Source organism: Parasutterella excrementihominis YIT 11859 (assembly GCF_000205025.1).
Classification (GTDB): domain Bacteria; phylum Pseudomonadota; class Gammaproteobacteria; order Burkholderiales; family Burkholderiaceae_F; genus Parasutterella; species Parasutterella excrementihominis.
This window is the reverse complement of record NZ_GL883705.1, coordinates 1-19,828: the sequence shown is the minus strand read 5'-3', so window position 1 is coordinate 19,828 and position 19,828 is coordinate 1. Positions and strand designations below refer to the sequence as shown.

Annotated in this window: 17 protein-coding genes; 13 read left to right on the top strand and 4 right to left on the bottom strand. The window is 49.5% G+C overall.

Features of this window, described 5'->3' with window-relative positions; genetic code table 11:
- Positions 1-98 precede the first annotated feature (98 nt).
- Genes HMPREF9439_RS05765 through HMPREF9439_RS05755 form a run of 3 tightly spaced genes read right to left on the bottom strand, consistent with a single transcriptional unit; the run spans position 99 to position 2,986 of the window.
- Entirely contained in the window at positions 99-542 is a 444-nt protein-coding gene (locus HMPREF9439_RS05765; RefSeq protein WP_008864120.1) for an HMA2 domain-containing protein, read from the bottom strand.
- Complete coding sequence (locus HMPREF9439_RS05760; protein ID WP_008864119.1) at positions 539-2,647, bottom strand: heavy metal translocating P-type ATPase; 2,109 nt, start codon at positions 2,645-2,647, stop codon at positions 539-541. The genes HMPREF9439_RS05765 and HMPREF9439_RS05760 overlap by 4 nt, the downstream gene beginning before the upstream one ends.
- 48 nt (positions 2,648-2,695) lie before the next feature.
- Entirely contained in the window at positions 2,696-2,986 is a 291-nt protein-coding gene (locus tag HMPREF9439_RS05755; RefSeq protein ID WP_008864118.1) for a hypothetical protein, read from the bottom strand.
- A gap of 283 nt (positions 2,987-3,269) precedes the next feature.
- On the opposite strand from HMPREF9439_RS05755, the gene HMPREF9439_RS05750 reads away from it, so the two are divergent.
- From HMPREF9439_RS05750 to HMPREF9439_RS05695, 13 genes are all read left to right on the top strand, one after another.
- Entirely contained in the window at positions 3,270-4,367 is a 1,098-nt protein-coding gene (locus tag HMPREF9439_RS05750; RefSeq protein ID WP_040603473.1) for a threonine synthase, read from the top strand.
- Positions 4,368-4,473: 106 nt separating this feature from the next.
- A complete protein-coding gene (locus HMPREF9439_RS05745) occupies positions 4,474-4,923 on the top strand; it encodes an Lrp/AsnC family transcriptional regulator (RefSeq protein WP_008864115.1) in 450 nt (149 codons plus the stop codon).
- Between the two features lie 103 nt (positions 4,924-5,026).
- On the top strand, positions 5,027-5,620 hold the full coding sequence (locus HMPREF9439_RS05740; protein ID WP_008864114.1) for a methylated-DNA--[protein]-cysteine S-methyltransferase: 594 nt from the start codon (positions 5,027-5,029) through the stop codon (positions 5,618-5,620).
- Positions 5,621-5,828: 208 nt separating this feature from the next.
- Positions 5,829-7,268, top strand: a complete 1,440-nt coding sequence (locus tag HMPREF9439_RS05735) for an APC family permease (RefSeq protein ID WP_008864113.1) — start codon at positions 5,829-5,831, stop codon at positions 7,266-7,268.
- 158 nt (positions 7,269-7,426) lie between these two features.
- Entirely contained in the window at positions 7,427-8,533 is a 1,107-nt protein-coding gene (locus HMPREF9439_RS05730) for an amidohydrolase (RefSeq protein WP_008864112.1), read from the top strand.
- 430 nt (positions 8,534-8,963) lie between these two features.
- Entirely contained in the window at positions 8,964-9,092 is a 129-nt protein-coding gene (locus HMPREF9439_RS13560; RefSeq protein WP_008864111.1) for a hypothetical protein, read from the top strand.
- A gap of 145 nt (positions 9,093-9,237) precedes the next feature.
- Positions 9,238-9,948, top strand: coding sequence for a 4Fe-4S dicluster domain-containing protein (locus tag HMPREF9439_RS05725; protein ID WP_008812369.1), 711 nt, complete (start codon positions 9,238-9,240; stop codon positions 9,946-9,948).
- 21 nt (positions 9,949-9,969) lie between these two features.
- Positions 9,970-12,063 (top strand): aldehyde ferredoxin oxidoreductase N-terminal domain-containing protein, encoded by a 2,094-nt coding sequence (locus HMPREF9439_RS05720; RefSeq protein ID WP_008812370.1) that lies wholly within the window; start codon positions 9,970-9,972, stop codon positions 12,061-12,063.
- A 15-nt stretch (positions 12,064-12,078) separates the two neighbouring features.
- Positions 12,079-12,915, top strand: coding sequence for a hypothetical protein (locus HMPREF9439_RS05715; protein WP_008864110.1), 837 nt, complete (start codon positions 12,079-12,081; stop codon positions 12,913-12,915).
- Between the two features lie 25 nt (positions 12,916-12,940).
- On the top strand, positions 12,941-14,017 hold the full coding sequence (locus HMPREF9439_RS05710; protein ID WP_008812372.1) for a cytochrome c3 family protein: 1,077 nt from the start codon (positions 12,941-12,943) through the stop codon (positions 14,015-14,017).
- Between the two features lie 40 nt (positions 14,018-14,057).
- The gene (locus tag HMPREF9439_RS05705) at positions 14,058-14,726 is read left to right on the top strand and encodes a 4Fe-4S dicluster domain-containing protein (RefSeq protein WP_008812373.1); all 669 of its coding nucleotides are present in this window, start codon (positions 14,058-14,060) and stop codon (positions 14,724-14,726) included.
- A gap of 1 nt (position 14,727) precedes the next feature.
- Positions 14,728-15,654 (top strand): NrfD/PsrC family molybdoenzyme membrane anchor subunit, encoded by a 927-nt coding sequence (gene nrfD / locus HMPREF9439_RS05700; RefSeq protein ID WP_008812374.1) that lies wholly within the window; start codon positions 14,728-14,730, stop codon positions 15,652-15,654.
- A 284-nt stretch (positions 15,655-15,938) separates the two neighbouring features.
- Positions 15,939-17,540 (top strand): AAA family ATPase, encoded by a 1,602-nt coding sequence (locus tag HMPREF9439_RS05695; RefSeq protein WP_008864109.1) that lies wholly within the window; start codon positions 15,939-15,941, stop codon positions 17,538-17,540.
- 261 nt (positions 17,541-17,801) lie between these two features.
- On the opposite strand, the gene HMPREF9439_RS05690 is transcribed toward HMPREF9439_RS05695, so the two are convergent.
- Positions 17,802-19,394: an FAD-dependent oxidoreductase gene (locus HMPREF9439_RS05690; RefSeq protein WP_008864107.1), complete on the bottom strand. Its 1,593-nt coding sequence runs from the start codon at positions 19,392-19,394 to the stop codon at positions 17,802-17,804.
- Positions 19,395-19,828: the final 434 nt, after the last annotated feature.

The window sequence follows — 19,828 nt, the reverse complement described above, 5'->3', positions numbered from 1 at the left end:
AGGTGGTATGGAATCCTTGTCATTTATGACGAAGAGGATGTCAAGTAACGACTATAGAAGTGATAAGAAAAAAGCCTCCGAATCTTGGAGGCCCTGCGTTATCTCGTCAAAGTCTTTCGGTACCGATACATATGCAAAAGCGTGAACACGGTGTACGCGATTCCCGCATATGTATGGAGTTTCCAGTTTTTCAGCAAGATTGATGCAAGGGTGGCTCCGCCAAAGAGCATCATGCTGCCGTTCTCCACCCTGCGAAGCTCCTTGCTTCTCAGAATTTTCTCGGGCGCGCACCGACTGCTGACAGGGAGCCCTTCCAGGTTGTGCTGCAAGATCTTTTCAAGCTGCTGCTCGTCAAAAAGCTCCGGCACAAATCGAATGAGCAAAGAACCCGTTGTTTCGTTGATATCTGCCGTTTCGATTCCTGCGACATTTCTAACTTCGTCGAAAATTTTTACCGCAGTCTCATTGCTTTTTAGCTGAGGAATCCGCAACCGCATCCGACTTTTTGTGCGGCTAACGATGTATTGATCTAAGAAAGTCATTGCGCAAACTCCAGGAGGAAAGGTGCATAGTCGGATGTGTCGCCTGGAAGCTTGGCGCGCTGAGCGTTCCAGGCCACGCCGAGCGTTGTCGCATTATGCAGAACGGCTCCGGTCGCCGGCATAATCAATCCGGCCAGCCCTCCGACTAAATACGCTGTATTCAGTCCGATCGTAGTTCTGAAATTCGTTTTGATTCTTGCGTAGGTTCTTCTTCCGAGCTCCAGCGCCAGCGGCAAATGCGTTAAATCAGAACCTAATAGAACAACGGAGGCGACTTCCTTTGCAAGATCGGCGCCGTCGGACAACGAGACGCCGACCGAAGCAGCAGACAGCGCAGGCGTGTCGTTGATGCCGTCACCGATCATCAAAACGCGCCTGCCCTCTTTTTCTAAACGCGACACAATGGCGGACTTTCCGTCGGGAAGCACTTGAGAGTAGAACTCGGTAATTCCGAGACGAGCCGCCACATTGGCCGCGGTTTTTTCTCCGTCACCGGTGATCATCACAATGTGCGGAATGCCCATTTGGCGAAGGCGAGCTATGACATACTTCGATTCGTCTCTTAAAGGATCTTCAATGCCGATCAAGCCTATGAGCTTCTGGCCCATCGCCAGATAGAGAACAGAATGACCTTTGGACGCAATGGCTTCAATTTGGTTTTGCGCAAAAGCACATGACACGCCTTCATCTTCTTCTACGAAATGACGGGAACCGATCACCAAATGCTGACCGCGTAATTTCGAGGCAATACCGTGGCCGACAATATATTCAACCTCTGCATGCTCTTCTTCATGCGCCAAATTCTTTTGCTCTGCGGCTTTGACCACAGCGCGGGCAACCGGATGCGGGAAATGTTCTTCCAAACAAGCAGAAATCTTCAGAACCTCGTCTTCCGTCCAATCAGGATCCAACGAAACGACCTTTGCAACCTTTGGCGAGGAAACAGTTAACGTGCCGGTCTTATCAAAAACGACGGTATCAACTTTGGCTAACGCCTCCAAATATTTACCGCCTTTAATAAGGATCTTGTGGTTAGCAGCTTCCTTCATCGCACTTAAAAATGCGATCGGTGTCGCAAGCTTTAAAGCGCAAGAATAGTCAACCATTAAAACAGCGGCTACTTTTGCCAAGTTCCGGGTAGCCAAGCCCACAACACCTGCTAATAAAAAGCTGTACGGGACGATTCGGTCGGCAAGACGAACGGCCTGACCCTCGATACTCGCCTTTGCTTTTTCGCTGCTTTCAATGAAGCTGACGATCTTATTCAGTCGGGTTTCCGATCCGATTCCTGTCGGACGAATCAGAAGTTTGCCTTCTTCCAGCGTTGTTCCTGCAAAAACCGTACTGGCGCAATAACGGTGTACGGGAAGCGGCTCGCCGGTCATTGAAACCTGGTTGACCATTCCTTCGCCGCCGATGACCTCTCCGTCGACGGGAATTGCAGAACCGGCTCTAACGATGACTGTGTCTTTTTCCGTTAAGGAGCCAAACGGAACTTCAAGCTCAATGCCGTCCTTCTCAATCCAAACAGTGTCTACATTAACTGCCAGAGATTCCGTCAAATTGGCCATGGTCTTTCTGCGGGTCCACTCTTCCAGGCGTTCCCCGAGACCGAGCAGAAGTGCGGTCGTGCTCGCCGTTTTGAAGTCCCGCATGATGAGCGCCAGAAGGATAGAACTCATGTCCAGAACCTCGACACTCAGCTTTCCCTTAAACAAACTACTGAAACCGTCATAGAAAATATCTTTGACGCTATTGATGAAAAGCCCCAGACGCAGCGGGAACGGAATCAAATTTCTGGCGACTAAGCGCACGGCCGGCCAGAAAGCAACCTCAGAAACCAGACTGCCGCCTTTCGGTATAGTTTTAGGCATTGAGTTAAGCGTTTCGATTTCTTCCCCGAGCAAGGATCGTGTTTTTTCAAAAGCGCTCTCCGCCTTGTACACGATCAGCACACTTCCGGTTCGGGCGTTCACTTCCACGCCTTCTATGCCGGGAATCAATTCGATTTTGTCCGCCAACTGCTCAGCGGCCTCAAATCCAAATTTGAAATCAGAGCGAAAACGCGCACGATGCCGCGTTTTCGATACCACTCGAAAATCCATACCTACCTCGACAGCTAAATTTCTGAAACTAATGTCAGAAAGTCCGACTTATTCTTTTTTCGAATCTTCAGGGACAACAGTCGGAGCGGGCGTCACAGCCGGTTTCTGTTCTTCGGCTTTACGATCTTCGTATTTTTCTTTGGCTTCGGCAGCTAAATCTTCACATGTTTCTTTGAGCGTTTCAGCCTGCTCAATGATTGCATCCTTAATGTCGTATCCGTACGAAAGGACTTTGGCGGCATGAGGACGAAGATTTCCGCGTTTGACGACAGCAGCACCAAAAGCACCGAGTAAGACGCCGCCGAGGACACCAAGCAATACCTTGTTGTTTTCACCCATGATAAGTAACCTTTACTTTTGTTTGAAATGAGAATTATTCTAGTTTACGGAAGATTTTTTTGAACCCTAAGCACGCAAAATGAGCAAAGCAACGGGTCTCACAACCTCCGGCACCTTCAGCAAAAGCAGAGAAAATTTTGTGGTCTTTTTCTCATAGTTACCATCCAAACTATCGCGTCCTTTTTCCTCCTTGATCAGGCGCACACCCTTCCTTAACGTTGATTCTCGGTATACTTTCGAGGTTGTGGTCTTTTTTACATAATTAATTATTTTCGGAGTCCCAATGAGCTACATCTGCACGAGCTGCGGCAAAGAAACACCCACTTCAACCTTTCATAACGCCTGCGAATGCGGCGGCCTGTTTTCCCTTCCTCAGGATCACCTTCCTCTTTGGCAGGAATCCTTAATTGATAAATCGGTTTGGTCTCAATTCCGTTACCACGCTTTTATGAATTTGGACGGTGATGTTTGGCGCCGAGTTTCCATGGGAGAAGGCATGACGCCCATCGTTTCCTATAACGGAAACGTCTTCCTCAAGATGGATTTCATGATGCCGACGCTCTCCTTTAAGGACCGCGGAGCAGCTACCTTGGTAAGCCATATGAAAGCCATCGGCGTTAAAAAATGCGTTCAGGACTCCAGCGGCAACGCCGGCGTGGCTGTTGCCGCCTACTGCGCCAGAAGCGGTATCGCCTGCGAAATTTACGTTCCCGAAGGCACCAGCCCGAATAAGATCGCCATGATTGAAGGCTTCGGAGCCAAAGCGGTTGTCGTCCCCGGAACTAGAGACCATTGCGCCGAAGTCTGCCGCTCTAAGGTCAAAGAAGAAGGGGCTTACTACGCCAACCACGTTTACAACCCTTACTTCTACGAAGGCACAAAAGCCTATATTTATGAAACCTTCGAGCAGCTCAAAAGAATCCCTCGTCATATCTTCATTGAACTCGGCAACGGAACGCTCTTCATTGGCGCCGTCCTCGCTTTAGAGCATCTCATGCGTTCCGGAGTTATCGACGAATTCCCGCAGCTCATCGCCGTTCAAAGCGAAAACTGCGCTCCGTTCTATGAAACCGAAGAACAGGGGTCTTCTTCTTTAGTCGAAGTCACACCGAAACCAACATTGGCAGAAGGCATTGCGATCGGCAAACCGGCTCGCGCCGATGAAGTACTCGACATGATCCGCCGCCACAACGTCAAAGTAATCACCGCTCCGGAAGACAGAATTCTTCCGTGCCGCGAGGAAATGTCAAAACGCGGTTTCTATGTTGAACACACCACAGCCGCCGCGCTTGCCGCCTACTATCGCTACTGCGAAAAATTCGGTCCGACCGAGGACGCCCTCCTCTCTCTTTGCGGCGCAGGCCTTAAGAGCGAACATTAATAAGCAGTTTTGTCGGGAGGAAGTTGCATTTTGTGCACATTGACTACTTCCTTTCGGCATAAGATTGCTAGAATTTGGTCAACTTCTTTTATGGTGAGACCGGTCCATGGATAAATACGACAAAGAGATTCTTTCCGTTCTTTTAGAGAATGGAAAAATCCAACTTTCCGAACTTTCAAAAAAGACCAATCTCAGCGTATCTTCCTGCCAGCGAAGAGTTAAGAATCTTGAGGAATCCGGCGTCATTGAAAGCTATCAAGCCGTTGTCAATCCCAAGCTTGTCGGCATGGGTTTCCAGGCACTGGTATTCATCACCTTGTCGCAAGCTGCCGGTGAAAAAATCACAGAATTTGAAAAAGCCCTGGAAAAAATTTCCTGCATCATCGAAGCGCATCGGATCTTCGGCGAGCAGGACTACGTCCTTCTGGTCGCCACTCCGGATTTGACCGCCTATCAGGAAGCCTACGACACGCAGCTCTCTTCGCTGCCTAATATTAAGAAGGTCGAGACCACGCTTTTGATGAAAGAAATCATCCCTCACCGCATTATTCTTTGACCTGAGTAACCTCTTTCTAACGCGCTAACGGGCTGCCTCTTCGCAGTCCGTTTGTTCATAAAATCTTCCCAAGAACAAATTCACCATCCTCCCAATAGAAAAAATGAGAAAAAGACCACAAATTACGACTTCCGAAGCGATCGAACCGATCTACATCTCAGAAAAGAGGCTTCCTTGTGGAGGGGCGCTGACACTCGGTTCATGGAATAACCGTTTGGTCGTTGCAGATTGGATTGACGGCTGGCACCACTCCACCATCATGAACCGCCTGCAAAAGTACACCAAGGCATCTGTGGTCAAAAGCACATCGAAAGTTATCGAAACGGCTTCCGATTGGCTCGATGCGTATTTCGAAGGCAGCAAAGAAGCTCCGGACTTTGATCTCCTTTTCCTCGGCACGGATTTCCAAAAACGCGTTTGGCAGCTCTTGCTGGAAATTCCATACGGCGAGACGATCACTTACGGGGAGCTCGCTCAAAAAGCCGGAACTCCAAAAGCCGCTCGAGCAATCGGTGTTGCCATCGGAGATAATCCTTTCTCCATCATCGTTCCCTGCCACCGCGTCATCGGCAAAGATAAGTCACTCACCGGTTACGGCGGCGGTTTTGATGTCAAAAAATATCTGCTCGCACACGAACTCGGCACCGATATCGAAAATCTACCTTTTAGCGACTGCTCAAGGCGCACTGTTGGATAGACACAACAAAAACTTCCGAAGTTGCAACGGAACGTAAGTGAACAAGCCGACAGGGCCAACCCCATCCCTATTTTGCGTCAAAGCTCGGTTATCCTTCCACAATTCTCAATATATTGAGCGGTTATAACCCATCGATCGCCCGACGAGTTCTCCGGCAGCACGCAGTTCTCCTTCAGATCGATTTGCGAAAGTTCCCGGAAGGATAGTTATGGAAGATAAAGAAGCGCCGAATTCTGCCTTCACCATGAGCATTAAAGGCATGGCCATGCTCACTGTGTGCTCCGTTTTCTCGCTGAGAAATCTGCCGAGTATGGCTGAATACGGCTGGAACATTATTTTCTTCCTCTCAGCCGCAGCTGCCTGTTTCTTCATTCCCTCTGCTTTAGTATCCGCAGAACTTGCCAGTACTTATCCTCAGCGCGGCGGCGTCTTTATTTGGGTCAAAGAAGCGTTCGGCCCCCAGCTCGGGTTCCTCGCGATCTTTATGGAATGGTTCCAAAACATGCCGTGGTATCCGGCCGCGGTCACCTTTGTTGCCACCTGCATCGCATACATTTTTAATCCCGAGTTAGCCTCAAATCGGTGGTACATCTTCTTTACGGCCATCTTTTTGTTGTGGCTCTCCACCTTTCTAAACTTCCGCGGCATGCGGTTATCGGTTTTCTTATCAAATTCCGGTGTGGTTGTCGGAACCATTATTCCCGGCTTTTTTCTGATTGTCTGTGCGCTCACCTATGTTTGGCTCGGCAAACCGGTTCAAATCAATTTGGACAGCGGAAAAGCGCTTATTCCCGACCTGTCCACTGCAAGACAATGGATGCTGCTTGCCGGCATGATGGTGTCGCTCGCCGGTATGGAAATGAGCTCCGTGCATGTCACCTCGATGAAGAATCCGCGCTCATCTTTCCCGAAATCCATTTACCTGGCAACGGCCATTATTTTGATCCTTTCCGTCTTAGGTGCGCTCTCGATTTCTCTTGTTGTTCCGATCGGCGATCTGTCTAAGTCCGCAGGTGTCTGCCAAAGTTTTGAATTGATGCTAAATGCCCTCGGAGTCGGCTGGCTCACACCGATTCTCGCCTGTCTTTTAGCCTACGGCGCTTTAGCATCTGTCGTGACATGGATGAACGGTCCTTCCCGCGGTTTGCTCGAAGTTGCTAAAGAAGGCTATCTTCCGCAGTATTGGCAATACCGAAACAGTTACGGCATGCAGACAAGAATTTTTATTCTGCAGGCCTCCCTAGCGTCTTTCCTGAGCCTGAGTGTGCTCATCATGCCCAGCGTGTCGGATGCCTTCTGGCTGTTCCTTGCTTTGTGCTCTCAGCTTTACATGATCATGTACCTACTGATGTTTGCCGCGGCAATTCGTCTCAAAATTGAAAACCCCGACAGCCCGGGAGAATACAAAGTTCCGGGCGGAAGGGTAGGAATGATCTTAATGTCGGGCGTGGCCTTCTGTACCTCTTTAATTGCGCTGCTCTGCGGTTTTATTCCGCCGGAAGAAATCATCAATGAAGGCCTTGCGGCATCCCTCGGATACGTTGGGTTCCTCGCGGGAGGCTTGATCATCTTCACTATCATCCCTCTGAAATTCTTCGACAAATTTCAGCATCAGCACCTGACAGGAGTAAAAGATTCTGCTGCCTAATCGCACGAACGCTTCTTGGAAGACTCTGATTTCTACCGAGCCAGATTGTCAAAGGATAGGTCCTATCCTAAAATCTGCGCGTCTCTTCTTGAGACGACGAACGATCGGAGGATTAGGCTCGAATCGAGACCGGCCGGTCGCTACTTGTTGTTCCAAATATGTCATTCCAAGAAGCCATTCAGTACAGAACTGAACTGCACAAACTGGCAGAACTTTCCGGCCAGGAAATCAAAACTGCTCAATACATCCAAAACAAACTCGAAGAAATGGGTTTTAACGTCCGCTCAGGCGTGGGCGGTCATGGCCTAGTTGTTGATATTGACAGCGGCGTTGCTGGTCCCATGGTCATGCTTCGCGCCGACATCGATGCTTTGCCCTATGCAGATCCCAACGATCCTGAAAGAATAGAGGCCATTCACGCCTGCGGCCATGATGCTCATGCGGCAATTCTTCTTGCCGCAGCTCCCGAAATCCGCAAAAACCTTAAAAAGGGAAAAGTTCGTCTGGCGTTTCAGCCGGCTGAAGAAAGCCTCCAGGGCGCGCTCGCCATGATCAAAGACGGCGTCCTAGACGGCGTTGATATCGTTGTTGGTTCTCACATCCGGCCCGTTCAGGACCTTCCGTTCGGAAAATACTGTGCGTCCGTGAATCATGTTGCTTGTGCAACCGTTGAAGTTCGCATTGACGGCAAACAGGCTCATGCCGCAAGACCGCATCTCGGCATCAATCCGATCGAAGCCGCCTCTCAGTACATTGCTTCAGTCGGGCTGATCAAAATCGATCCGAACAAGTCTTGGTCCGTCAAACCGACCCAGATTCATTCTGAAGTCGGTGCAACCAATTCCATTCCGAGCTTTGTGAAGATCGCCTACGACCTCCGTGCTCAGGACAATGCCGCACTCGAAGCGATCATCGGAAGAATGAAACTCGCAGCCGCAGGCTTAGAAGGCAGCTTCGGGGCCAAGGCTTCCTGCGAAGTCACAGAGTATTGCCCGGGTCCTGAATACGATGAAGCACTCGGTGAGCTATTCAAAGAAACCGTTGCAGGGACTTTCGGAAAAGAAACTTTGGGTACTAACTGCGGAGGCGGCGGGGAAGATTTCCACTTCTACAAGAAAGCCAAACCGGAGCTCCGAGTTCTGTATTACGGCATCGGAAGCGGCGCCGCACCGGGACTGCATGACCGAAACATGAACTTTAATGAAGCTATCCTCCCTCAGGCTTCTCAGCTGCTTGTTAACGTCGTCGGCAAAATTCTGGCCTGATTAGCGAGAATCGAATTTACGTTTCCTGCCTCACGCTAAATCTGCGCTTGAGCTCATACTCGAGTGCAGATTTCTATTTTTTGTCTCCAAGAGAATTTTTTCTGCAAAAATAACAGGTTAGCGTGATTAGAACTTCTACTTAGTTGCATACTAAAAACATGGTAATAAAACCTATTTTGAGGATTGACTAGGGGTACTTTCGGTACGCCTCTCTAATAATTTTTGCTATCACTAAAAGAGAGGAGAAATCAATAAACGATTGAATTTTCTATAAATTCATCCGAACGGATTAAGACTATAGCTAATTCACGGTATAAATTAAAACAAACTTAAATTACTAACAAGTGGAAACACTTTAGGGTATACTCCTACCCGTAACGAAATCCAACACCTTTACACCCCACTGAATTTCGTTCGCAAGGAGACAGCAATGCTTTTACACAACTTTATTAGCTTTGCGCTTTCGGATGTAAGCAAAGAAGAAAATCTGTTCATCGCCAATCAGGCTGAGCAGCTCCTTCCCTTCCATTTCTTCTTTCCGCCCTCACTCGACAAATAAGTCTTCTTCATCGCTGACCGGACACTCCTAAATTAAATACTGAAGCGCTCCCTTCGTCAGTCTTCAAATTAATTTGAAAAGACCCCCTGCATAATTGTTTCACCCTGATTATGCGGATTCTATCTTTGCGACCACAGGAGTCAAAATGCTAGATCTCAAAGGACTGTTGTCCAAGGCAAGATTGCCGATGGATATCACCCGACGCGGCTTCTTAGAAGTATCAACCGTCGCTGCCGCCGTGGCTGCGATGAACGCCGCCCGCGCACAAACTGGTGCACAGCCGTACATCATTCTCTCCGCTCCGAAAGGCATCCTGATTGCGGATCCGAGTTTATGTGTCAGCTGCCAGCGCTGCGAATTAGCTTGCACGGAATTCAATGACGGTAAAGCAGATCCGCGCCTTGCTCGAATCAAAATTAATCGCGGAATGTTCTACGGTACGGAAGGCACCTCTCTCACCTCTCCGCACAACGGCGCATACGGCTCTGATCCGGTATGCGTTCAAGACACCTGCCGCCAGTGCGACCACCCGGTTCCCTGCGCCAACGCCTGCCCGAAAGGCGCCATCCGCGTCAATCCGAAGACCGGTGCCCGTTATGTCGATGAAGAAACCTGCATCGGCTGCGGCCTTTGCCAAAAAGCCTGCCCCTGGAACATGATGAGCTTCGACGTTGAAAAGAACGTCGCCAGCAAGTGCTTTCTCTGCAACGGCGATCCGAAATGCGTGAAAGCCTGCCCGACCGAAGCCATCCGCTACGTACCCTGGATGGATCGTTCCAAAGAACCGACCCGCGGCGTTCCTCACGGCTATATGCCTCAGAACAACAACGACCAGTGCGGTATTTGTCACGGCTGATTTTCTCTATAGGTTATCCAAATGTCAGAAGCAAAGAAATACGGTTGGACCGGACAAGGTCTTCGAATCAACCTCACTACCGGTGAAATCACAAAGGTTCCGACACAGAAAGATTGGATCGGCGGAACAGCTTTGGGCTACAAAATCTTTTGGGATGAAGTCCCTCCGAAAACACAGGCTTTCGATGAAGCCAACAAAATCGTTATCGCTCCCGGCCCTCTGACCGGTACGGGCGCCGTCTGCTCCGGCAGAACTTCCGTTACCACCATGTATCCGACCACCTATCCGATCCATGAAATCGGAAGTGCTCACTTGGGCGGAGACCTCGGTGCCAAAATGAAATACGCCGGCTACGACTTCATCGTCATTGAAGGCAAAGCCAAAGAACCGGTATACGTTTACGTCAATAACGACGATGTTCAGATCAGAAAAGCCAATCATATTTGGGGTGAAGGAACACGCCGTGCAGCGGCCTTAATCAATCAGGAAACTTCTCCTACCGCTTCCGTCACAGTCATCGGACCGGCAGGCGAAAATCTTCTTCCGATGTCCGTCATCATCAATGCCAAGAGCCATACCGGCGGCGGCATCGGCGGGGTCTGGGGTTCTAAGAATCTGAAAGGTTTGGCAATCGACGGCGACCAGCCGATCCATATCGCAGCAGACAAAGAAGAATGGGAAAAACTCGTCAACCGCAATAAAGAACTCCTGGGCGCTTTGACTCAGACGGTGGTTTCCCGCTATCCGCATCCGCTCTTTGAATACCATTCTCTGAATTCCCGCTGGTCCGGTATGCCCGGAAAACAATGGGGTGCAGCCAATCCTCCGATCAACGTCCCGCTCGACACAAGGCGTCTATCTAAGATGGCCTTCCGCACCAACGCCGGCGAATTCTTCTTAGGCGACCGCGAATGGGCTCGCCACGTCCGCAACAACGGGTGCTTTGCCTGCCCGATCCGCTGCTATCCGGTCATTAAAGATACCGCAACAGCCGCCAAGTACAACGTTCATCCGATTACCGAACAGACCTGCGGCGGCCTGCTCTTCCCGATCTTCTTCTATCCGAATCTGAAGAATCATCCGGAAAGGAACATCGAAATCGCAATCGTTGGAAGCCAGCTGATGGACGACTTGGGTCTGTGGTGCAACTACGGTCAGCTGCAGCGCGACATGATCGTCATGTATCAGGACGGATATTGGAAAAAACTCCTCTCCAAGGAAGAGTACGACTCCCTGCCCTGGAAGAAGATCGACGATGTGGACGCATCTGCTATGCAGGACTTCCTTCCGAGAATCGCTTATCGCAAAGGCGAATTCGGCAAGTGGCTCGGCGAAACAACGCCTGTCATGCTCGACCACTTCGGTATTCCGGTTAAAACCTGGAGTGACGACCACCGTACGCTTTATTGGTCCAACGGTCACCCGAAGCATCACACCAATGAAGACGACGGACAATTAGGCTGCGTGCTTAACTGCATGTGGAACCGCGACCCGATGGCGCACGCTCATGTGAACTTCACCCGCAGCGGTCTGCCGATCAAAGAAATGAAGCACATCGCCAAAGTCACCTGGGGCGACGAAAGTGCTGTCGACCAAATCGGCGACTACACACCGACCAATACTTATAAGATGAAACGCCTTCAGTGGGTTATCGCCAGAACAGAACTGCACAACATGCTGGGTCTGTGCTCCTGGATGGCTCCGTGGGAATACTGCCCCGACGAAAAAAATCAGTACGTCGGCGACCCCAACATGGAAGCCAAGATCTTCTCCGCTGTCACCGGCGTCAATAAGACCGGCGACGATCTGGATAAAGACGGTATCCGCGCCTGGATGCTGCAGCGCGTCTACACGATGCGCCAGCTGGGTTCCTCCAACATGAGAAAGGACCATGACCTGGTTCCGGGATGGATTTACACCGATCCGAAGGATAGGAAGCCCTTCACGAAAGGTACCGTTCGCATGGATCCGGATGACATTAACAAGAGCTTTGACATCTTCTTTGAGCAGGTTGGCTGCGATAAAGAAACCGGTGTTCCGACAACGGATACTTTGAAGGCCTACCGTCTGGACTTTGTCATCCCTGTTCTGCAGAAAGAAGGTCTCATTAAATAACACGGGTCTTCCATCATGAGTCAACAGGAAAATATCTACGAACTGCCGCTCTTTAAAGCGCACGTACTGCTTTTAGCCGACATCGTGGCCGACTTCAGCGGAAAAACGGAATTGGCCAAAAAAGGGAAAGTAAAAGAGCTTTTTCTTCGTCAGGTCAAAACCGCTCCCGTGCCCGATGCAGCCGAGCTGCAGGCAGCCGCTGAAACCTCTACCGATGCGGTTTTAGAGCGTACATTAAAGCGCAAAGAGCAGCAGGAATTTGAGGTCCAGCTCACGCCGCAGGGTAAGGTTGATCTCTACGAGGCCGAGCATCCGAATCTGCGTCCTAGCCGCAAGGCTTTAAGCCGCAGAGAAATGCTTCGTTCTCTCGTCCGCGGAGATATTCATCCGAGCGACCTGCAGACCGAAGAAGAGCTGGAAGAGGAACTCCCTGAGGATTATTTCGAAACCGTCTGCAAAGCGACCGAAGAAGGCGACTTAGGCGTCTTCTCGATCACCGCACCGGACGGAGCAGAGTACCTCTACTTCAAACCGCTCATGTCGCACTCCTACGCCAGAATTCTGGCGGTCAAAGACAACGCCGAAGCGCTGGTGTGCGATCAAATTAGAGAAAACTCCCGAATTTATCCGCGGCCGGTTCCCTCTCAGATGTTCCTTGAGGCTCCGTTTGATTTTGATGTTCCGACGCTGGAATGTTTGCTTCAATCCATCGGACGGAAAGAAGAAAACAAGGACATCAAGTTCACGCAGACCTCCTCCGGGACGATTTTTCTGTACTCAGACAAATATTTGGACGACGACTTAGCGGAGTTCCTCGCAGAAGAGCAGGAAATGCGTCCGCTTAACCCGTAACCCACAAAGCATTCAAAGGCACAAAATGTCAACTCTCAAAACAACCATTCTCCTGTCCGCACTGGCGTGCTTAGCGATGTCCTCTACCGCCTTTGCACAAGACAACGTTCCCGTTAAAGCTCCGGAAAGCCTCAAGAACGTTCCCTTTAAAATCGAAGGCGTAGAAGGTTTCCTTCATTCACTCAGAATCGACCCAAGAACTGAGATCAAGCTCTCTAAGAAAGAACTACGGTCTCTCGCCGAATCCAACTACAACGACAAGACGGCCCAACATTTCATGAGCGTGCATGCCCGTCACGGCGTGGGCTGCCTCTCTTGCCACGATCAATCCGAAGTTAAAGGTACGGCTTGGATGGCCTACGTCAGCAATCCTCCGATGAAGCAGGACTGCAAGACTTGCCACACGGTCCAGGCCGACGTATTCAAACACACGGATACGCACAGCAACTTAGACTGCATTGCCTGCCATATGCCCAATATGCCGAAACCGGCCGAATACAGCGAAGATCAGGCCAAGGTCGCAGGCACCGCTTTGTACCGTGCCCATATGTATAAGATCAATCCGTCGCCCGACAAGACTTCCTATGTTAAAAAGGAAGTCAAAGTCGACGGCAAGATCGTATCTCAGTACGAACTGGCTAAAGATGAAAAAGGCCGCGACTTTGTTGATCTGATGTGGAGCTGCGCACGCAATGCTCCTGCTGACTGGACGGTGTTTGAAGGCAAAGGCTGCCACAGCCAGTACACCTCTAAACTTGAAGAAGGTCTTGTCTACAAAGATCAGAAGCAGGTTTACGGCGAACTCGTGAAATGGCAGAACCCGATTAAAGAAGGCTACAAAGAAATTCGCGGTGCAACCGAACGCATCAATAAGCTTCTTGAAGTTACACGACTCGATCGCGATCAAAGAACCCAGGTCCTCTCCTATGTGGATTTGGCCACACAGATTGCCGACATGATCGAAAAAGACGGTTCCTGGGGTGCCCACGCTCATAACTATATGACCCAGCGCCTGGCTGCCGCTCAGAATTATGTCCGCAAAGCTCAAGAAATCTTGGACGCAGGAAAGTTCTCCAAGACTGCAGTAGATCCGCTTAAGTAACCGTTCCGAGAGGCCCGGGATCGGGCCTCGGAGAGAAATCATGACAATAGACCGTAGAAAATTCCTAGCCGGCACGGCCCTCGGAGCCGTCACTGCTGTTCTGCTGAATAAGCAGGAAGCAAAGGCCGGTAATGTCAGCGGATATAAGCCTCGGTTTGCGATGATCTTCGACCAGAACAAATGTGTCGGCTGCGGAGCCTGCAAAGAAGCCTGCTCCGAAACCAATCACGTTCCTGCCGGTCAGCTTCGCATGACGCTGGAGCGCCAGTCGCCGCTCGACGGAACGCCTGGCAACCGCAAGTATGTCCGCGTATCCTGCCAGCAGTGTTCCGAGCCGCCCTGCGTGAGAGTCTGTCCGACAGGCGCTGCGCACATAGATCCGGCCACCAACATCGTGACCATGGACAATTCCCGCTGCGTTGGCTGTAAGTACTGCATTGCCGGCTGTCCCTACAATGTTCGTTTCATTAACGAAGAAACGAAGGCCGCAGAGAACTGTGACTTCTGTCTGCACACCAAGCTTGCTATCGGCGAGCAGCCGGCTTGTGTCCAAGCCTGCCGCTACGATGCGCTTGTCTTCGGTGACACGAACGATCCGAATTCTTACATCAGTAAGATGCTGGCCGTTAAGAACTCCGTGCGTGTACGCGCAGTTCTCGGAACCCATCCGAACCTGCATTACATCCCGAAACTGAAAGAAGAGGTTTGATATGCAGACCACAGATATCGTCATTGACTTTACGACCGGTTTATCCGGAAGCGTGGCGTGGCCCTGGCCGATTGCCGTCTACCTATTCTTAGCCGGTATTTCCGGCGGTGCGGTGGCGCTTGCCATCATCATCAATCTCTATAAAGGGACGCACGCCGACAATCCTCAGATGAAAGCTGCCACCATGGTGGGCCTCGTCACCATCCTTTTGGGTATGGTGTGCTTAGTGCTTGACCTGACGGATCCTTTCAACTTCTGGCGCATTCTGATCTTCTACAACCCGACCTCGGTGATGAGTATCGGTGTTGCGGCTTTGCTCTTCTATATCCCGCTGCTCTTTGTTTTGACGCTTTTAGTCTTCAGAGATTTACCGATATTGAAGTTTCTAAAACCGCTCACAGACTTCCTCGCTCATTTCCGAGTTGTGCTGGACTGGGTGGTCATGATTCTAGCCGTCGTGATTTGCGCTTACACCGGCTTCCTGATCTCCGCGCTGATTCGTTTCCCGCTCATCAACACGGCAGTTCTCCCGGCCCTGTTCGTCGCTTCGGGCTTTTCCGCGGGCTGCGCCGCCATTCGTCTCTTTGCGATTTGCTTCGGTGCAGAGCGTGAAGACTCCTCCATGCATATCCTGCATGTAGCCGAGTACCCGATCATCCTGGTCGAAGCGATGTGCATCTTCATGATCGCAGTCTCTTTGATCACCGGCACGGAAGTGGCAAAGATCGCATTCAGCGCCTTTACAACCGGAGTTTGGGCCTGGGTCTTCTGGCTCGGCGCCATCTTCGTCGGCATGATTGTTCCAATTACATTGAGCTTCTTCCGCTCTGCAGCCTGCTTTTACCTCAGCTGCATTTCGGCAATCGCCGGCATGATGTGCCTGCGTCTGTTCATTCTTTACGCGGGACAGCTGAACGGATTGAATTAAACAAAAACAACTGAAACCTTCAATTTCTCCTGGGCGGCTACTGATTACTTGGTGCCGCCTCTTTTTGTCGAAAGCATCTGGAAATCCTTCTCTGACCCTAAAGAATTGCCCCTTTTGGGGGAGGTTTTAATTAGCACAGTTTTTAGGCGGAGATTCCTATAACTATCATTTGGTACGTAGCTAAATCCTTTCCTCTTGGATGGTCTTCTTTCAACTTCCTTGCGTTAAGTTAAGTAAGCGACTACTTATTAGTGTTGATAACATTAAAACAAACTGGAGGCTTTATGGAAACAATTTTGGCGCCGCTCCCACTCGGAACTTCGGACTTCTCTGCATTGCGCAAAAGCGGCCAAATTTATGTTGATAAGACCAGGCTGATCTACACCTTGGCCTCTAAGCGCCAAAAGTTTTTTCTTTCGAGACCCAGACGCTTTGGAAAATCCCTGCTGCTATCTACATTCGAATCCCTCTTCAAATATGGATTAAGGGACTTTTATGGCCTAGAAATAGAATCCTTATGGAAAGACGAAAATACTTATCAAGTCATACGATTGGATTTCTCGAATCTGAAAGGCTTTTCCTCCGCAGAAGAATTTAGTGAACTTCTCGACCAGTACCTCCTTGATACTTTAACTGTCAACCGGCTTGTCAGTCCTATAAAGACAGATACAGAAGGTCTCCGTGCATTTATCGGTTGGTTGGCTGACCAAGCCGACAACTCCGTAGTCCTGCTTCTAGATGAATACGACACTCCGCTCACTACTTGTCCAAATAAACCTGAGCTGTTTGATGAAGTCAGAAAGAAACTCTGGAGGCTCTACGCTGCTTTTAAGCAATGGGATGGAGCAATAAGATTTTTCTTTATGACAGGAATTGCAAAGTTCAGCCAAACCAGCATTTTTTCTGAGCTCAATCACTTTACGGACATTTCTTTAATGTCTGAATTCGGATCCTTGCTTGGATATTCTCATCGAGAAGTACAAAAGTATTTTTCTGGTTATCTCGAGCAAGCATCTTTTCAGCTCGGCATTGAAAAAGAAAAGCTTCTGGAAGAGCTAACCGTAAACTACGATGGATTTTGCTTTGAAAGAACAGCAACTCAGCGCGTTTTTTCTCCTTGGTCTCTGTTGAAATTTTTGAATTTTCCCTCAAACGGCTTTGATAATTATTGGTACGAAAGCGGTGGTCAGCCAGGAGTACTGCTCGAATATCTAAAATCCCACTCCACATTGAGGCCGGAGGATTACGAAAGCGAAAAACAAGTCCAATTAGATGACTTGGCGCTTTCCGCAAAATTCTCTCTTTTGGAGGATAACGTTCTTCTTGCGCAGACTGGATACCTGACGATCAAAGCCGTAAGAGGAACAACCGTAACGCTGGGCTATCCAAATAGAGAAGTTAGCGTTTCCATGGCACGTCTTTATGCTGAGGCGATCTTGGATAAAAATGCGATAAATCGAGCGGGGGAAGGTTATCTTGCCGACTATTTGGAAGACGGAAATCTCAGTGCATTCGTAGAAGAAGTGAACCGGATTGTCCTAGGAATTGACTACCAGGCGTTCCCCCTTTCAAGTGAGGCGAGCTGCCGCGCTGCTGTATTCATCATGGTAAGTAGCTCCAGCACCTTAATAACTGCGAGATGCGAGGCTCACAATGCTCATGGCAGAAGCGATCTCGAAATTCAAACTGACAAAAACTATTGGGTACTGGAATTCAAATATTGTCGAAAAGGCGCTTCTCCCGAAGCTCTCCTTCAAGAAGCCGTTCGTCAAATAAAGGCTCGGCAGTATGGAAGTCAGCTGCCACAGAGCAACTTGATAAGAGCAGCGTTGGTCTTCTCCCAAAAAGGGAGGAAATTCACTCATTGGGCTGAGGTTTGGGACTGATCTAATTTATTCTCAGTAAATTTTTTGCCTATACGATGTCCACTTAATTTCGCCAAGTCCACAAAAGTACAATTACACAAAAAAGGAACTAAACGGCAAGTTTTACAAATTCGGGAGCGCGAACAATATGTTCATATTTTCTCAACAGACAATCCGAGAACTCTACTCGAAAGAGCAATACAAAAACTTTCCTGCATAAGTAAAAAATACACCGCCCTGAAGAAATAACGTAATCCTTCAGGGCTGACCAGCATTAAAAAATTACTTCCAGTTTTCCAAAGCAGCCGCGTTCTTTCCCGCGACTCTTCCGAAAACCATTGCGTCAGCATTTGCGCAGGCGCCTTGGTAAGTCAGGCCCCAAGTAGAACCAAGCTCACCGGCAACATAAAGCCGCGGGATCGGCTCACCGAAAGGATCTAAAACTTCCGCCTTCACGGACTTCTTCGGGCCTCCCATCGTATGGTATGTAACAGGAACCAGTTTCACGGCGTAGAAAGGTCCTTCTTCAATCGGAGCTGACCAGCTCTTGACGTCACGTCCCACAAAGACTGCCTTCATATTCGGATCTGCTGTCAGCGTACGACCGTATTCTGTGTCAATTCCTTTTTCTCTTAAGTCGCTGTTCCAGCGCTTCACTGTTGCAACGAGCACTGCCGGGTCGGCAATGCCAAGTTTCTTTGCCAGCTCTTCAACCGTATCGGCTTTGATGATGACGCCGGAATCAATTTCTTTTTGATTGTCCTTGCTCCATTTATATCCTTCACGGTTGATAGCCCAGCCTGAACCGCCGTTGGAGATAAGCGGACCGGCTTTCAGATAGCTCGAGTCCATGATCATGTAGCATGGAATTCTCGGATAACGATGATTAATGGCGTCGAAATTATTGACAGCCATCCAAGAGCAGTGGTAATCCAATTTCTTCTCATTTACGAAGCGTTTGCCGTCTTGGTCGACCCAAATGAAGGCCGGCTGCCTTGTAACCATGGCAATACCTGCCTTAACTCCTGGTACCTGAATGCCTAAGGGTGCAGAAACCGAATTCATATGCCACAAGTCGCACCCCATGGACTGCGCCATCAAAAGTCCATCGCCGGTATGGGCAGGACTCCCGAGGTAAGCCATCGGATTGCCGTAAATGTAGCGAGCCATCAGTTCTGGATTAGATTGGAAGCCGCCGGTACAAATCACAACGGCTTTGTTGGCTTTTACAAAATAAGGCTTGCCCTTATATATAGCTTCGACACCCAAGACCTCGTTTCCTCTTCTAACCAACCTTCTGGCAGGACAATTAACAAGAACTGGGATATTTCTCGCCTTGACCGCGCGATCAAAGATTCCGAAGAGTCGGTCTCCGCCTTTCGCGCCGGGAACGTTTCTCATTGACATCTTGTTTACACAGTCTGCACCCGGCAGGTTTTGATAACCTGCATGACCGTAAACACTGATCTTTCCTTCCGGAGCCAACGAAGAAACATAGTCGCCCAAATGAAGAGACTCTTCGCAGAAAAGATCCAGAAGGTCCTTGTCCCACTCAGAGCGAGACAATTCATACAACGCTTTTTGGAACTTATAATAGTCTTCCTTGTTTGTCGGAACGACAAACCCACCGGAGGAGACAGATACGTTTCCTCCTCCGGCAGCTGTTTTCTCCAAAATAAGAACTTTTGCGCCGGCATCAGCCGCTGCGATCGCAGCATTGGAACCTGCATTGCCATAACCGAGGACAAGAACATCTGTCTCTTTGTCCCATTGCGGCATGTCCTCTGCGTGCGCTACTTCAATAGCAACGCTCATTCCAATAGGAACCGCCGCAAGCGATAAAGAAGTCTTGATTAATTGCCGTCTGGTAGTCATTTGCTTCTCCTTGATGAGGTGGTTGGGATATAAATCAACCTATCTATATGCCAATTTTTTGGGAGTGTCAATGATTTTGTTTTGCGCGCTACAAATTTATTTTTAGGAAGGTCCCATATGCTATGTTGAAATTATTCTGGTAATAGGATGGTCCGCGAAGCGTCCTCACTATTCACGGGAGTACAACAGAAAGTTGCCTATCAATGATATTGATAATCGTTATCAATATGTGCTATATTTCCTCTTGTCGATTGAGTGATTTCAATCTTCTCCTTGGAAGCATAGAGGCATGAATGTACTCCGTGTCAACAAGAGCAATTGGGGTGAAAAATTTTGGGCGAGAGTCGTTCGGCTCCCGCCCCTTTTCTTATCAATCGAAGAACAGCAGGCCGTGCAGCTGATATTTAATGACATGGAACCCCTTTGCTCCCAAC

Bases quoted from the DNA above. Each gene is read 5' to 3' on its own strand.
- nrfD (WP_008812374.1), top strand. From the start codon at position 14,728: ATGCAGACCACAGATATCGTCATTGACTTTACGACCGGTTTATCCGGA.
- HMPREF9439_RS05760 (WP_008864119.1), bottom strand. From the start codon at position 2,647: ATGGATTTTCGAGTGGTATCGAAAACGCGGCATCGTGCGCGTTTTCGC.
- HMPREF9439_RS05750 (WP_040603473.1), top strand. From the start codon at position 3,270: ATGAGCTACATCTGCACGAGCTGCGGCAAAGAAACACCCACTTCAACC.
- HMPREF9439_RS05740 (WP_008864114.1), top strand. From the start codon at position 5,027: ATGAGAAAAAGACCACAAATTACGACTTCCGAAGCGATCGAACCGATC.
- HMPREF9439_RS05720 (WP_008812370.1), top strand. From the start codon at position 9,970: ATGTCAGAAGCAAAGAAATACGGTTGGACCGGACAAGGTCTTCGAATC.
- HMPREF9439_RS05735 (WP_008864113.1), top strand. From the start codon at position 5,829: ATGGAAGATAAAGAAGCGCCGAATTCTGCCTTCACCATGAGCATTAAA.
- HMPREF9439_RS05695 (WP_008864109.1), top strand. From the start codon at position 15,939: ATGGAAACAATTTTGGCGCCGCTCCCACTCGGAACTTCGGACTTCTCT.
- HMPREF9439_RS05765 (WP_008864120.1), bottom strand. From the start codon at position 542: ATGACTTTCTTAGATCAATACATCGTTAGCCGCACAAAAAGTCGGATG.
- HMPREF9439_RS05715 (WP_008864110.1), top strand. From the start codon at position 12,079: ATGAGTCAACAGGAAAATATCTACGAACTGCCGCTCTTTAAAGCGCAC.
- HMPREF9439_RS05725 (WP_008812369.1), top strand. From the start codon at position 9,238: ATGCTAGATCTCAAAGGACTGTTGTCCAAGGCAAGATTGCCGATGGAT.
- HMPREF9439_RS05710 (WP_008812372.1), top strand. From the start codon at position 12,941: ATGTCAACTCTCAAAACAACCATTCTCCTGTCCGCACTGGCGTGCTTA.
- HMPREF9439_RS13560 (WP_008864111.1), top strand. From the start codon at position 8,964: ATGCTTTTACACAACTTTATTAGCTTTGCGCTTTCGGATGTAAGCAAA.
- HMPREF9439_RS05730 (WP_008864112.1), top strand. From the start codon at position 7,427: ATGTCATTCCAAGAAGCCATTCAGTACAGAACTGAACTGCACAAACTG.
- HMPREF9439_RS05755 (WP_008864118.1), bottom strand. From the start codon at position 2,986: ATGGGTGAAAACAACAAGGTATTGCTTGGTGTCCTCGGCGGCGTCTTA.
- HMPREF9439_RS05745 (WP_008864115.1), top strand. From the start codon at position 4,474: ATGGATAAATACGACAAAGAGATTCTTTCCGTTCTTTTAGAGAATGGA.
- HMPREF9439_RS05690 (WP_008864107.1), bottom strand. From the start codon at position 19,394: ATGACTACCAGACGGCAATTAATCAAGACTTCTTTATCGCTTGCGGCG.
- HMPREF9439_RS05705 (WP_008812373.1), top strand. From the start codon at position 14,058: ATGACAATAGACCGTAGAAAATTCCTAGCCGGCACGGCCCTCGGAGCC.